Below are 13990 nucleotides of genomic sequence, written 5' to 3' on the forward strand. Positions count from 1 at the left end.
CCGGCAAGCCGGCTCCTACAGGGGATTGCGTCGCTACGGCCATGCTACTCCATCGGGCCAGGGACGGGATTTCAAAAAGGCTTGTCGAAGGTGATTTTCGGATCTTTCCACGGCCCCTTGACGCTGTATTGCACGCTGGCAAAACGTGCCACGCGATCACCGATCAGCTTGTCGATCAGGAAAAGCGCCCCGCCAATGGCCGGTGCGCCGACGATCAGTGCGGCGATCGGCAGGTTGTTGGTCACCGGCAAGGTCACCAGCAACTTGGCATCCACCCTGTCCCCTACCAGGTCCAGGGTGCCGTTGAGCTCAAGATTGCTCGACGGACCGGTCAACCGGATGGGTTCACGGGTGACGTACACGCCGTTGGTCGCCACCAGCAGGCCTTTGACCCGATCGTAACTCAGGCCTTTGCCAAACAGGTCGGAGAAGTCCAGGCGCAGGCGGCGGCCGATGGAGTTGAAATTCAGCAGCCCGAACACCCGCAATGCCTGGGCGCCGCCCTCGACTTCGACAAACTGGCCTTTATTCAACGAGGCGTCGAGGGTTCCGGAGAAGCGCTTGGTGGCCAGCCACGCCGGCGAACCAGGCCAGCGACCGTCGACATCCATATGGAAATTTTCACTGGTGACGCTCGGTGCAAAGCCCCAGCCTTTGAGCACATCGGCGAGGTTCTTGCCACTGGCCCGGCCCTTGAACCAGCTGCTGGAGGAGCCTGGCGTGCCTTCCCAACCGCCGCTGCCCTGCAACAGAATCCCCTTGAGGCCCAGGTCCAGCGTATTGAAGGCGATGCCCTTGGCGGTCGGACGTACTTTCAGCGACCAGCCGCCCACCAGATCCTTGCCCTGGAACAGTTGATTGATGGTGATATCCAGCGCCGGGATTTTCGTCGGGTCTACCGCGGCCAGCGGATCAGGCGAGTTTTCGTCAGCCAGCACTGTCGGATCCGGCGCGGGTAAACGCACGTATTGCAGATTGACCGCAATCGGCGCGGCTTTGGCATCGGGAACGCTGGCGCCCCCTTTGACCTGCTGACTATCGAGTTGCAAGGCCCACGCGCTCGGTTTGCGGTTCAGCTGAATGTCAGCCTGATCGAGGGTGGTACCGACCCCGCTGAGCTTGCCTACCTTGAAGTCCACGCTGTTGAGCAACTGCTTGGCATTACCGCCCGGGTCCTGGCCGGCGTATTTGTCCAGCAGATCCTTCCACGGTCCGACATCCAGTTCCGGCAGCGCGCCACGCACTCGCAAGCCTTTGGCACCGGGCAGCACGGCATTGCCGCCACCGACGATCAACTCACCGCGACCGTCGGCAAAATTGCCGGGCGGCGCCGCGAAGGTGAAGTTGGCCAGCTCGCCGTGGTTGACCCAGTAGCGCCGCTCCGGACCTTGCAGGGTCATGCGGAAGGTGGTGTCGCGGCCCGTCTCGGCCGCCAGGCCGAACGGCGCAGGCAAATCGAGCGCCACGCCCTTGAGGCTGGAACTGACCATCAATTGACTGTTGTCACCCTCAAGATTCAATTGCAGCTGATAGGGAATCAAGCCGGACACTGGTAGCGGCTGGGTGACGCTCAACCAGTCCGTGAGTTTCTTCACCTCGACCTGACCCGAGGCGGCAACGCGGGTCTTGAGGTTGCCCGGGCTGCCATCGGCGAAAATCTGCGCGCTGACCGGTTTGTCGAAGGCGCGAGCGCTGATGTTCTGCCCGCTCAAGCCCTTGGCGCTGTCGAAACGGAAATCGCCCTTGAGCTGGGTCAGTTCCAGGCTCGGCTCGGCCAGTTTCAGGCGGGCCTTGGCGGTCTTGAAATCGACGAGGATCTTCGGCTGTTCGCCTTTGGCCAAGGGGATATCCAGTTTCAGCTTGCCCTGCAGATCACCCTCGCCTTCCCAACCGGCAAAGGTCTGGGCGGTGCCGATCGGTGCTTGTTGCAGAATCTTCAGGCCATCGCCCAAGCCGCCGGCGAACGCGCCGTCGAGCAACAGGTGGCTGGTTTTGCCACTCGCTACGTGAGGGATATTGACGTAAATGTCGCGGACCTGGGTGTCGAGCAACTGGCCCTTGCTGGCCAGGATGCGCACACCGCTGTCTTCGACGAACACGTCACCCGTGACCTTGCTGACATGTGGCCAGCCCGGCTGGAAGGCCAGCTCGGCATCGTGCACCTTGAAGAACAGGCTGATGCTGCGGTCCGCGTCCGCCGCGCCTTTGTTCAGCGACCCCTGATACTGGAAGAAACCCTGGTCCACCGCGCCTTTGAGAATCGCCGTACGCAGCCATTCGTCCAGCGCCGGGCTGAGCATTTTCGGCAAGTACTTGGCGGTGTACTTGCCATCGCCATCCACCAGACCGACCCGCAGGTCCATGTAATCTTCCTGGGTATGATCGAAATGCAGGCGGATCAGGAAATCGCCGGCAATCTTGCCCTCCTCGCCCAGCACCTTCAGGTAAGGCGCAATCAGGGTGAAGCCTTCTTTGTCGAGCTTCCAGTTCAAGGTGGCGTTGGCCTGGATGTATTGCCAGGGCTTGGCGAAAATCGGGTCCAGGTGCAGGGAAAAATCCTTGCTGTCCATGCGCAACTCACCGCGGCCAAGGTCACCGCTGATGCTGCCGCTGACATTACGCGCCGCCGGAGCGCCGTGATAGGCATCGAAGCCGACCCGATCGAGGTTGGCGGCAAAGCTGAACTTGCTGTCGTCGGTGGCGTTGGGCCGGAAATCGATCAGCACATTGCGCAAACCACCGGTCACCTTCAGCCGCTCCACCGCCGTGGAAACACCCTGGGGCAGTGGCCCCAAGGCATTCAGCAGAGGCGTGAGCGCGGTGAGGTCGAGGCGGTCGGCCTGCAGATGCCAGAGCTCTTCGGTCTTGTCGGTGGCCACGCTCCCCTTGAGTTGCAAACGCGACTCCCAGCGCGTCTCGCCAAGGTTCATGGCCAGGGAATCCAGGCTCGCGAGGAAGCCTTCGGCACTGCGCTGGAAATAACCGTTGAGTGCCAGATTGTTGATCTGGATCGGCTTGCGCTCGGCGTAGGCGCCCTTGAGTTGCGGCGCATTCAAACGCAGTGCGGCGCTTTGCAGGGCGCCCTTGCCCCAGTTCAGCCAGAGCTCGCCGCCCGCCTTGATCTCGGAGAAATTCCACTGCTGGGTCAGGCGCTCCGGCAGCCATTTCGACCAGTCGCTTTGCGGCAGGCTCAGGTAGGCGTCCGCCTCGCCGTCCTTCCACTCGCTGGCGCGAATACGCGTACGCAGACTCATGGCCACCGGTTGGCCGTCGGGCAGGGTCAGGCGGGCGTCGAGTCGCTGGCGGGAGGCACCGGTTGTCAGACTCAAGCCGACGTAAGTCAGGGTCAGCGGTGGCTGATCCAGTGGCTGCAAGGTGATCTGGCTGTCGAGCACTGACAGCTGCCGGACCATTTGCAGGCGATTGAGCAGCTGCTGCGGATCAAGCGGCTGATCCTGCTGTACCGGCAGACCTTCCAGCGCCCAGTGACCGTCTGCGCCTTCCTTGAGGCTGATTTTCAGGCCATCGAGCTCCAGGTGAGCGATGCGCACCTCCCGTGCCAGCAGGCTGGCCCAGAGATCCGGTACCGCGCGCACCTGATCCAGGCGCAGGGCATTGGCGCCCTCGCCGACCATCACGTCGTGAGCGAGCAAGATCGGCGCGAAACCGCTCCAGTTGCCTTCCAGTTCGCCGATATGCAGCGGCATGCCCAACGCAGCACCGGCTTTGGTTTCGACTTCGGCGCGGTATTCGGCCACCAGGGGGGTCAACTCCCGGCCGAGGCTGACGTAAAGTGCCATCAGCACCAGGACCAACGCGCACAGGCCCAGACCCCAGCGGGTCAGTGCGGCCAGTATGCGTGTCAGACGCTCCATGTCAGTTGGCTCCCATGGCAAAGACAATGCAAAAAGCTGAGGCCAGCTGTTCCAGTAAGGTTAAAACACGACGATTCAGAGCAGCACCACGTCGTATTGTTCCTGCGAATACATGGTTTCCACCTGGAACCGAATGGTGCGTCCGATAAAACCTTCCAGCTCGGCGACATTGCCCGACTCCTCATCGAGCAAACGGTCGACGACTTTCTGGTTCGCCAATACACGATAGCCTTCGGCCTGATAAGCGCGCGCTTCGCGGAGGATTTCGCGGAAAATTTCGTAGCAAACGGTTTCCGGGGTCTTCAGCTTGCCGCGGCCCTGGCAACTGCTGCAGGGTTCGCACAGCACTTGCTCCAGACTTTCGCGGGTACGCTTGCGGGTCATCTGCACCAGGCCCAACTCGGTGATCCCGATGATGTTGGTCTTGGCGTGATCGCGCTCCAGCTGTTTCTCCAGGGTGCGCAGCACTTGGCGCTGATGCTCTTCGTCTTCCATGTCGATGAAGTCGATGATGATGATCCCGCCCAGATTGCGCAGGCGCAGCTGACGGGCGATGGCGGTGGCGGCTTCGAGGTTGGTCTTGAAGATGGTTTCTTCGAGGTTGCGATGACCGACGAAGGCCCCGGTGTTGACGTCGATGGTGCTCATGGCTTCCGCCGGATCCACCACCAGATAGCCGCCGGACTTCAGCGGCACTTTACGCTCGAGGGCTTTCTGGATTTCGTCTTCGACGCCGTACAGGTCGAAGATCGGTCGCTCGCCAGGGTAATGCTCCAGGCGATCGGCGATTTCCGGCATCAGTTCAGCAACGAATTGCGTGGTTTTCTGAAAGGTCTCGCGGGAATCGATGCGGATCTTCTCGATCTTCGGGCTGACCAGGTCACGCAGGGTGCGCAGCGCCAGGCCGAGGTCTTCGTAAATCACACTTGGCGCACTGATGGTCTTGATCTGGTCGTTGATCTGGTCCCAGAGCCGGCGCAGGTAGCGGATGTCCATGAGGATTTCATCGGCGCCGGCACCTTCGGCAGCGGTACGCAGGATGAAACCGCCGGCTTCCTTGATGCCCTCCGCGGCGACACAATCGGTGACCACTTGCTTGAGGCGATCGCGCTCGGCTTCGTCTTCGATCTTCAGCGAAATGCCGACGTGGGCAGTGCGCGGCATGTACACCAGGTAGCGCGATGGAATCGACAGCTGAGTGGTCAGGCGTGCGCCTTTGGAACCAATCGGGTCCTTGGTGACTTGCACCACCAGGCTCTGGCCTTCATGGACCAGCGCACTGATGCTCTCGACCGTCGGGCCTTCACGCAGGGAAATTTCCGAAGCGTGAATGAACGCGGCGCGGTCCAGGCCGATGTCGACGAAAGCCGCCTGCATGCCGGGCAATACCCGCACGACCTTACCTTTGTAAATGTTGCCGACGATGCCGCGCTTTTGCGTGCGTTCGACGTGAACCTCTTGCAGGACACCGTTTTCAACCACCGCCACGCGCGATTCCATCGGCGTGATGTTGATCAGGATCTCTTCACTCATGGCAGGGTCTCGTTCAGGCATATTCACGATAATGGCCGCATCTTGTCAGTACGACGCTCAGCGCGCGTTAAGGGTTTGCCAACAGGGTATGCCGAAATGGCCGAGCAGCTCCGAGGTTTCGCACAGCGGCAGTCCGACGACCGCCGAATAGCTTCCATTCAACTGGGCGACAAATACCGCGCCCAACCCTTGAATGCCATAGCCGCCCGCCTTGTCCCGCGGTTCGCCGCTGGCCCAGTAGGCCAGCGCTTCCTCGCGGTCGATGGGGCGAAAACGCACCAGACTGCGCACCACCCGGGATTCGCAATGTTCACCCTCGAGCACCGCGATCGCCGTCAGCACTTCATGCTCACGTCCGGACAACATCATAAGCATGGCGCAAGCTTCAACTTCATCAACCGGCTTGCCGAGAATTTTCCCGTCCAGCACCACGGCGGTATCGGCACCGAGCACACAGCAATCTGCATCGGACACGACCAACCGGCGCCCGGCTTCAGCCTTGCCACGCGCGAGGCGTTCGACATAGGCCGACGGCGATTCAAGATCCAAAGGGGTTTCATCGATGTCCGCACTGATGACGGAGAACGGTACGCCGATCTGCGTGAGCAGTTCACGCCGACGCGGCGAGCCAGAGGCGAGGTACAGCTGTTTCATCAAGACATCTCCCTGTTTAGCGCCCTGCCGCACACATACTGTTCCTTGGCAGGGCACCGGTACGGGCCAATGCCTGACCGAATCAATTGATTCTGTAACGTCGACGCAATCCACGCAAACCGTAGCTGACCCAAGGCCAGAGCAACGCACTGACCAGTGCCGGCAAGACCAGCGCCAGCGTTGGCTGACGATTGCCGGTCAGGGCGCTGAGCCATAGCTGAACCAGCTGCGCGAGGCCGAAGATCACCAGGATCACCAGGCTCTGCTGCCACATCGGGAACATCCGCAGGCGCTGTTGCAGCGCCAGCACCAGGTAGGTGATGAGCGTCAGGATCAACGCATTCTGGCCCAGCAGCGTGCCATACAGCACGTCTTCGGCCAGGCCCAGGCACCACGCGGTCACCATGCCGACTTTCTGCGGCAAGGCCAACGCCCAGAATGCCAGCAGCAAGGCGAGCCACAGGGGGCGCAGGATTTCCATGAATTGCGGTAACGGCGAGACGCTGAGCAGCAGGCCGATGGCAAACGTCAGCCAGACTATCCAGCCGTTTCGGGAGGCGGTAATACCGACCATTATTCTCTTCCCCCAGGGGTAGCCGGCGCGGAGACAGGCGGTTTGGCGGCAGGCCTCACGGCAGCGGGTTGAGCTGTCGGTGGTTTGGCGGCGGGCGGCTTGGTGGCGGCAGGTTTGGTGGCGACCGGCTTGGCCGCGGCGGCAGGCACAATCACCGGAGCAACCGGAGCGGCCGGAGCGACAACGGCAGCCCGGAATGACGGCAGCCAGGCCTGGGCACGGTCGCGGGAATGATCGGTCCACCGCCGTGCTGATCCAGCGCTTCCTGGGCCTGGGCGGCATCGTTGGCGCGTTCTTCGGCGGTGCGGCTGTCACTGAACACCAGCAACAGATAACGGCTGCGGTTCAAGGCGGCGGTCGGTACGGCGCGAACAATGGCGAACGGCTGCCCTGAGTCGTGGATCACTTCCCTGACCGTGGCCACCGGGTAACCCGCCGGGAAACGCTGACCGAGACCGGAGCTGACCAGCAGATCGCCTTCCTTGATGTCGGCCGTGTCTGCCACGTGACGCAGTTCCAGGCGTTCCGGGTTGCCGGTGCCGCTGGCGATCGCCCGCAGGCCGTTGCGGTTCACTTGCACCGGGATGCTGTGCGTGGTGTCGGTCAGCAGCAGCACGCGGGAGGTGTACGGCATCAATTCGACCACCTGGCCCATCAGGCCGCGGGCGTCGAGCACCGGCTGACCGAGCACGACACCGTCGCGCTCACCCTTGTTGATGATGATGCGATGGGTGAAGGGGTTGGGGTCCATGCCGATCAGCTCGGCGACTTCGACCTTCTCGTTGACCAGCGCCGAGGAGTTGAGCAACTCGCGCAGCCGCACGTTCTGCTCGGTCAAGGCGGCAAGCTTTTGCATGCGGCCCTGCAACAGCAGGTTTTCGGTCTTGAGTTTTTCGTTTTCCGCGACGAGTTCGGTACGGCTGCCAAACTGGCTGGCCACACCTTGCCATAGCCGCTGCGGCAGGTCGGTGATCCAGTAAGACTGCATCAGCACCAGCGACATTTGGCTACGCACCGGCTTGAACAGTGTGAAGCGCGCATCGACCACCATCAGCGCGACCGATAGCACGACCAGCACCAACAAGCGCACGCCCAGTGAAGGCCCTTTGGTGAAAAGCGGTTTAATAAGCCGCTCCTCCCAGGCAAATGTTCTCGTTATTCATAGGCAGACCGGCCTGGATGCAGACTGACAGAAGATAAACGCAACAGGCAGCACTGCAAAGTGCTGCCTGCGCGCCAACAGCATAGATGCAACCGGCGATATCACTCGCTGGAAAGCAGGTCCATGGTGTGTTTATCCATCATTTCCAAGGCACGGCCACCGCCGCGAGCGACGCAGGTCAGCGGGTCTTCGGCAACGATCACCGGCAGGCCGGTTTCCTGGGCCAGCAACTTGTCGAGGTCGCGCAGCAAGGCGCCACCACCGGTCAGCACCAGGCCACGCTCGGCGATATCGGACGCCAGTTCCGGCGGCGATTGCTCCAGCGCACTTTTCACGGCCTGAACGATGGTGGCCAGGGACTCTTGCAGAGCTTCCAGCACTTCATTGGAGTTCAGGGTGAAGGCGCGTGGAACGCCTTCGGCCAGGTTACGGCCGCGAACGTCGACTTCACGAACTTCGCCACCCGGGTAGGCGGTACCGATTTCCTGCTTGATGCGCTCGGCGGTGGACTCGCCGATCAGGCTGCCGTAGTTGCGACGCACGTAAGTGATGATCGCTTCGTCGAAGCGGTCGCCGCCAACCCGTACGGATTCGGCGTACACCACACCGTTCAGGGAGATCAGCGCGATTTCAGTGGTACCGCCACCGATATCGACAACCATCGAGCCGCGAGCTTCTTCAACCGGCAAACCGGCACCGATCGCGGCCGCCATCGGCTCTTCGATCAGGAAGACTTCACGGGCACCGGCACCGAGGGCCGATTCACGGATGGCACGACGCTCAACCTGGGTGGATTTGCACGGGACGCAAATCAACACGCGAGGGCTGGGTTGCAAAAAACTGTTTTCGTGAACTTTGTTGATAAAATATTGCAGCATCTTTTCACAGACGCTGAAGTCGGCGATAACGCCGTCTTTCATCGGACGAATGGCAGCAATGTTACCTGGCGTACGGCCGAGCATGCGCTTGGCCTCGGTGCCGACGGCAACGACACTTTTCTGGTTACCGTGTGTCCGAATGGCCACAACCGATGGCTCATTCAGAACGATTCCGCGCTCGCGCACGTAAATAAGGGTGTTGGCAGTGCCCAGGTCAATGGAAAGATCGCTGGAAAACATGCCACGCAGTTTCTTGAACATGGGGAAAGGACCCTAGGCAACGCGTGGGTAAAAAAGTGCGGCAAACTCTAACAACGACAGGGATTTTGGGCAAGGCGCCAATATGTTAAATTGGCCGCTTTTCCGTGCACCAAACCCCACAATCGCGGCCTTATGACCGTAGAAATGCGGTAGTGTTCCGACCAATCTAACACACGGACGCCGTCCGTTCTGTTTTCCACTGGAGATTCCCATGGCGCTTGAACGCTCCGACGTGGAAAAAATCGCTCATCTGGCCTGCCTCGGCCTCAATGATGCCGATCTTCCACACATCACTTCGGCCCTGAACAGCATTCTCGGGCTGGTCGACGAAATGCAGGCGGTCAATACCGACGGTATCGAGCCGCTCGCCCACCCACTGGAAGCCAGCCAGCGCCTGCGCGCAGACGTCGTGACCGAGACCGATCATCGCGAGGCCTACCAGTCCATCGCACCAGCGGTCGAAAACGGCCTGTACCTGGTTCCGAAAGTCATCGACTAAAGGGAAAGAGCCTGCAATGCATCAATTGACTCTGGCCGAGATCGCCCGCGGTCTCGCCGACAAAAAGTTTTCTTCCGAAGAGCTGACCAAGGTCCTGCTGGCGCGCATTACCCAGCTCGATCCGCAGCTCAACAGCTTCATCAGCCTCACCGAAGACCTCGCGCTCCAGCAAGCCAAAGCCGCTGACGCCCGCCGGGCCAATGGCGAGAACGGTGCCCTGCTCGGCGCGCCGATCGCCCATAAAGACCTGTTCTGCACCCAGGGCATCCGCACCAGCTGCGGCTCGAAGATGCTCGACAACTTCAAGGCGCCGTACGACGCCACCGTGGTGGCCAAACTGGCCGCTGCCGGAGCCGTGACCCTGGGCAAGACCAACATGGACGAATTCGCCATGGGTTCGGCCAACGAGTCGAGCTACTACGGCCCGGTGAAAAACCCGTGGAACCTGGAGCACGTGCCGGGCGGTTCGTCCGGCGGTTCGGCGGCGGCGGTTGCCGCTCGTCTGCTGCCGGCGGCGACAGGCACCGACACCGGCGGTTCGATTCGTCAGCCCGCCGCGCTGACCAACCTCACCGGCCTGAAACCGACGTACGGTCGCGTTTCGCGCTGGGGCATGATCGCCTACGCCTCCAGCCTCGATCAGGGCGGCCCGTTGGCTCGCACGGCCGAAGACTGCGCGATCCTGCTGCAAGGCATGGCCGGTTTCGACCCGCAGGACTCCACCAGCATCGACGAGCCCGTGCCGGATTACAGCGCCAGCCTCAACGGTTCGCTGCAAGGCCTGCGCATCGGCGTGCCGAAGGAATACTTCGGTGCCGGCCTCGACCCGCGCATTGCCGAGCTGATCCACAACAGCGTCAAGGAGCTGGAAAAGCTCGGCGCCGTGGTCAAGGAAATCAGCCTGCCGAACATGCAGCACGCGATCCCTGCGTACTACGTGATCGCTCCGGCGGAAGCCTCCTCCAACCTGTCGCGTTTCGACGGCGTGCGTTTCGGCTACCGCTGTGAAGATCCGAAAAACCTGATCGACCTGTACAAGCGTTCCCGCGGTGAAGGGTTCGGCCCGGAAGTGCAGCGCCGGATCATGGTCGGTGCCTACGCGTTGTCGGCCGGTTACTACGACGCTTACTACCTGAAGGCGCAGAAGATTCGTCGCCTGATCAAGAACGATTTCATGGCCGCCTTCAACGAGGTCGACATCATCCTCGGCCCGACCACGCCGAACCCGGCCTGGAAGCTCGGCGCCAAGAACAGCGACCCGGTCGCTGCGTACCTGGAAGACGTCTACACCATCACCGCCAACCTCGCCGGCCTGCCGGGCTTGTCCATGCCTGCAGGTTTCGTCGACGGGCTGCCGGTCGGCGTGCAATTGCTCGCCCCGTATTTCCAGGAAGGTCGCCTGTTGAACGTTGCCCATCAGTATCAGTTGAACACTGACTGGCACACCCGCACCCCAACCGGCTTCTGAGGAGAAACACATGCAATGGGAAGTCGTGATCGGGCTGGAGATTCATACCCAGCTCACCACCCGGTCGAAAATCTTTTCCGGTAGTTCCACCACCTTCGGCTCCGAGCCGAACACCCAGGCCAGCCTGGTCGACCTGGGCATGCCCGGCGTACTGCCGGTGCTGAACCAGGAAGCGGTGCGCATGGCGGTGATGTTCGGCCTGGCGATCGACGCCGAGATCGGCCAGCACAACGTGTTCGCCCGCAAGAACTACTTCTACCCGGACCTGCCCAAGGGCTACCAGATCAGCCAGATGGAGTTGCCGATCGTTGGCAAGGGCCACCTGGACATCGCCCTTGAAGACGGCACGGTCAAGCGCGTCGGCATCACTCGCGCGCACCTTGAAGAAGACGCCGGCAAGAGCCTGCACGAAGAGTTCACCGGCGCCACCGGCATCGACCTGAACCGTGCCGGCACGCCGCTGCTGGAAATCGTCTCCGAACCGGACATGCGCAGCGCCAAGGAAGCCGTGGCTTACGTCAAGGCTGTCCACGCGCTGGTGCGTTACCTGGGCATTTGCGACGGCAACATGGCCGAAGGTTCGCTGCGCTGCGACTGCAACGTGTCGATCCGCCCGAAAGGCCAGGTTGAGTTCGGCACGCGCTGCGAGATCAAGAACGTCAACTCGTTCCGCTTCATCGAGAAGGCGATCAACACCGAAGTGCAACGCCAGATCGAACTGATCGAAGACGGCGGCAGGGTGATCCAGCAGACCCGCCTGTACGATCCAAACAAGGACGAAACCCGGCCGATGCGCAGCAAAGAGGAAGCCAACGACTACCGTTACTTCCCCGATCCGGACCTGCTGCCGGTGGTCATCGAGAACTCGTTCCTCGACGAGGTGCGCGCCACCCTGCCGGAATTGCCACCGCAGAAACGCGAGCGTTTCCAGGCGCAGTTCGGCCTGTCGGTCTACGACGCCAGCGTCCTGGCCACCAGCCGCGAGCAAGCCGATTACTTCGAAAAAGTCGTGGGCATCAGCGGCGACGCCAAGCTGGCGGCCAACTGGGTGATGGTCGAGTTGGGCAGCCTGTTGAACAAACAGGGCCTGGACATCGACCAGTCGCCGGTCTCGGCCGAGCAACTGGGCGGCATGCTGCTGCGCATCAAGGACAACACCATCTCCGGCAAGATCGCCAAGGTGGTGTTCGAAGCCATGGCCAACGGCGAAGGCAGCGCGGACGAGATCATCGACAAGCGCGGCCTCAAGCAAGTGACCGACAGCGGCGCCATCTCGGCAGTGCTGGACGAGATGCTCGCGGCCAATGCCGAACAGGTCGAGCAATACCGCGCGGCAGACGAAGCCAAACGCGGCAAGATGTTCGGCTTCTTCGTCGGCCAGGCCATGAAAGCGTCCAAAGGCAAGGCCAACCCGCAACAGGTCAATGAACTGCTGAAAAGCAAGCTCGAAGGCTGATTGCAATGGAGCCAGCACTCAAGCCTGGCTCACCCCCCCTGTAGGAGCAAGCTTGCTCGCGATGGAGTATCAGTCGACATCTTAGTAGCTGACACACCTTCGCGAGCAAGCTCGCTCCTACAGTTGCTTCGGGAAACCTTTGAATGAAACGTCTACTCAGTGCCTGCGCCCTGCTCTCCCTGCTGGCCGGTTGTTCCAGCAACGACATCATCGATCCACACGGCTACGACAAGACCGGCACCGCCTCCTATTACGGCGCCAGACACCAAGGCAAACGCACCGCCAGTGGCGAGCGCTTCAACAAAAATGCCCTGACCGCCGCTCACCGTCAGCTACCCTTTGGCACACGGGTGAAAGTCACCAACCTGAACAACGACAAATCCTGTGTAGTGCGCATCAACGATCGCGGGCCACATACCCGTGGGCGTCTGATCGATGTTTCACACGAGGCTGCCGAACGCCTGGGCATGCTCAGAAGCGGTACCGCACGGGTTCGTGTGCAAGCCCTCGACTGACCGACGGAGCCTCGACCATCTTCGGACTTGCCGATTTACCCCTGCTCAGCGTGATTGAACTGCTCAGCGGCCTGTTGTTACTGATCGCCGGCGCCGAACTGATGGTGCGCGCCGCCGTGCGCCTGGCCGCGCGGCTGCATGTTCGCCCGCTGATCATCGGCCTGACCATCGTCGCCCTCGGCAGCAGCGCGCCGCAGATGGCGGTCAGCCTGCAAGCGACCCTGGCGCACAACGCCGACATCGCCGTCGGCAGCGTGATCGGCAGCAGCATTTTCAACATCCTCGTCACCCTCGGGCTCTCGGCGCTGATTATCCCGCTGCGGGTGTCACGGCAACTGGTGCACCTGGATATTGCGCTGATGATCGGCGCCAGCCTGCTGGTGTTCATACTGGCGTGGAATGAAGAGCTGACCCGGGTCGACGGCGTGCTGCTGCTGGCAGCGCTGGTGCTGTATCTGGGCTTGCTGCTGCGCCAGTCGCGGCACTCGGCCCGTCCGCAATCGACTACCCAGGATGTGGCGCAAGCGCCGTGGTTCAGCAGCCTGCTGATGATCGTCGTCGGGCTGGCAATGCTGGTGTACGCCGGGCATCTGCTGTTGGGCGCCGCGGTGTCGGTCGCCACCGATCTTGGGCTTTCCGAGCGGATCATCGGCCTGACCATCGTTGCCGTCAGCACCTCCCTGCCGGAACTGGCCACCTCGTTGATCGCGGCGTTGCGCGGAGAACGTGAGATCGCCGTGGGCAACGTGGTCGGCAGCAACCTGTTCAATCTTCTGGGCGTGCTGGGCTTTACCGCGCTGATTGCGCCGTCGCCGCTGTCGGTGTCGCCCAATGCCCTGGATTTCGATTTGCCGGTCATGCTCGGCGTCGCAGCGCTGTGCCTGCCGGTGTTCTATTCCGGCTACCGGATGACCCGGGCCGAAGGCCTGCTGTTTCTGGGCCTGTACCTGGCGTACGGCCTGCATGTGGTGTCGTTCACCACGGGTATGCCGTTGGCCGGCAAGCTTGAACACCTGATGCTGTTTTTCGTCCTGCCGGCACTGGTGGCGTATTTGCTGTTCACGTCGCTGCGCGCCTGGCGTCGCCAACACCACAAGAGGGAATTGCCGTGACCG

10 protein-coding genes and 1 pseudogene are annotated in these 13990 nt (G+C 61.7%); 5 read left to right on the top strand and 6 right to left on the bottom strand.

All coding sequences use genetic code 11. From position 1 onward, the window contains the following. Positions 1–71: 71 nt before the first annotated feature. The 6 genes and pseudogenes from BZ163_RS24825 to mreB all read right to left on the bottom strand — a co-directional run bounded on the left by BZ163_RS24825 (position 72) and on the right by mreB (position 8937). Positions 72–3875, bottom strand: coding sequence for a YhdP family protein (locus BZ163_RS24825; protein ID WP_128873020.1), 3804 nt, complete (start codon positions 3873–3875; stop codon positions 72–74). Positions 3876–3950: 75 nt separating this feature from the next. Beyond that, entirely contained in the window at positions 3951–5408 is a 1458-nt protein-coding gene (gene rng, locus BZ163_RS24830; protein WP_064679733.1) for a ribonuclease G, read from the bottom strand. A 57-nt stretch (positions 5409–5465) separates the two neighbouring features. After that, the gene (locus BZ163_RS24835; protein WP_128873021.1) at positions 5466–6062 is read right to left on the bottom strand and encodes a nucleoside triphosphate pyrophosphatase; all 597 of its coding nucleotides are present in this window, start codon (positions 6060–6062) and stop codon (positions 5466–5468) included. An 82-nt stretch (positions 6063–6144) separates the two neighbouring features. Continuing rightward, positions 6145–6636, bottom strand: coding sequence for a rod shape-determining protein MreD (mreD, locus tag BZ163_RS24840; protein WP_064679735.1), 492 nt, complete (start codon positions 6634–6636; stop codon positions 6145–6147). Further along, positions 6636–7714, bottom strand: a pseudogene (gene mreC / locus BZ163_RS24845) (rod shape-determining protein MreC). Before mreC ends, mreD begins: the two are co-directional and overlap by 1 nt. A gap of 185 nt (positions 7715–7899) precedes the next feature. Next, the gene (mreB, locus tag BZ163_RS24850; RefSeq protein ID WP_002555108.1) at positions 7900–8937 is read right to left on the bottom strand and encodes a rod shape-determining protein MreB; all 1038 of its coding nucleotides are present in this window, start codon (positions 8935–8937) and stop codon (positions 7900–7902) included. Positions 8938–9148: 211 nt separating this feature from the next. Here mreB and gatC point away from each other — a divergent pair, with 211 nt between their 5' ends. The 5 genes from gatC to BZ163_RS24875 all read left to right on the top strand — a co-directional run bounded on the left by gatC (position 9149) and on the right by BZ163_RS24875 (position 13987). Further along, positions 9149–9436: an Asp-tRNA(Asn)/Glu-tRNA(Gln) amidotransferase subunit GatC gene (gene gatC / locus BZ163_RS24855; RefSeq protein ID WP_045061473.1), complete on the top strand. Its 288-nt coding sequence runs from the start codon at positions 9149–9151 to the stop codon at positions 9434–9436. 16 nt (positions 9437–9452) lie between these two features. After that, positions 9453–10904: an Asp-tRNA(Asn)/Glu-tRNA(Gln) amidotransferase subunit GatA gene (gene gatA, locus BZ163_RS24860; RefSeq protein ID WP_128873022.1), complete on the top strand. Its 1452-nt coding sequence runs from the start codon at positions 9453–9455 to the stop codon at positions 10902–10904. A gap of 10 nt (positions 10905–10914) precedes the next feature. Next, entirely contained in the window at positions 10915–12360 is a 1446-nt protein-coding gene (gatB, locus tag BZ163_RS24865; RefSeq protein ID WP_128873023.1) for an Asp-tRNA(Asn)/Glu-tRNA(Gln) amidotransferase subunit GatB, read from the top strand. 143 nt (positions 12361–12503) lie between these two features. Then, a complete protein-coding gene (locus BZ163_RS24870) occupies positions 12504–12875 on the top strand; it encodes a septal ring lytic transglycosylase RlpA family protein (RefSeq protein ID WP_128873024.1) in 372 nt (123 codons plus the stop codon). A gap of 50 nt (positions 12876–12925) precedes the next feature. Then, a complete protein-coding gene (locus BZ163_RS24875; RefSeq protein WP_128873025.1) occupies positions 12926–13987 on the top strand; it encodes a calcium/sodium antiporter in 1062 nt (353 codons plus the stop codon). Positions 13988–13990: the final 3 nt, after the last annotated feature.

The organism is Pseudomonas sp. VI4.1 (assembly GCF_002029345.1).
Classification (GTDB): Bacteria; Pseudomonadota; Gammaproteobacteria; order Pseudomonadales; family Pseudomonadaceae; genus Aquipseudomonas.

Excerpts from the sequence above, each read along its gene's own strand:
- mreD (WP_064679735.1), bottom strand. The coding sequence starts at position 6,636 with ATGGTCGGTATTACCGCCTCCCGAAACGGCTGGATAGTCTGGCTGACG.
- gatC (WP_045061473.1), top strand. The coding sequence starts at position 9,149 with ATGGCGCTTGAACGCTCCGACGTGGAAAAAATCGCTCATCTGGCCTGC.
- BZ163_RS24870 (WP_128873024.1), top strand. The coding sequence starts at position 12,504 with ATGAAACGTCTACTCAGTGCCTGCGCCCTGCTCTCCCTGCTGGCCGGT.
- BZ163_RS24835 (WP_128873021.1), bottom strand. The coding sequence starts at position 6,062 with ATGAAACAGCTGTACCTCGCCTCTGGCTCGCCGCGTCGGCGTGAACTG.
- BZ163_RS24825 (WP_128873020.1), bottom strand. The coding sequence starts at position 3,875 with ATGGAGCGTCTGACACGCATACTGGCCGCACTGACCCGCTGGGGTCTG.
- mreB (WP_002555108.1), bottom strand. The coding sequence starts at position 8,937 with ATGTTCAAGAAACTGCGTGGCATGTTTTCCAGCGATCTTTCCATTGAC.
- gatA (WP_128873022.1), top strand. The coding sequence starts at position 9,453 with ATGCATCAATTGACTCTGGCCGAGATCGCCCGCGGTCTCGCCGACAAA.
- rng (WP_064679733.1), bottom strand. The coding sequence starts at position 5,408 with ATGAGTGAAGAGATCCTGATCAACATCACGCCGATGGAATCGCGCGTG.
- gatB (WP_128873023.1), top strand. The coding sequence starts at position 10,915 with ATGCAATGGGAAGTCGTGATCGGGCTGGAGATTCATACCCAGCTCACC.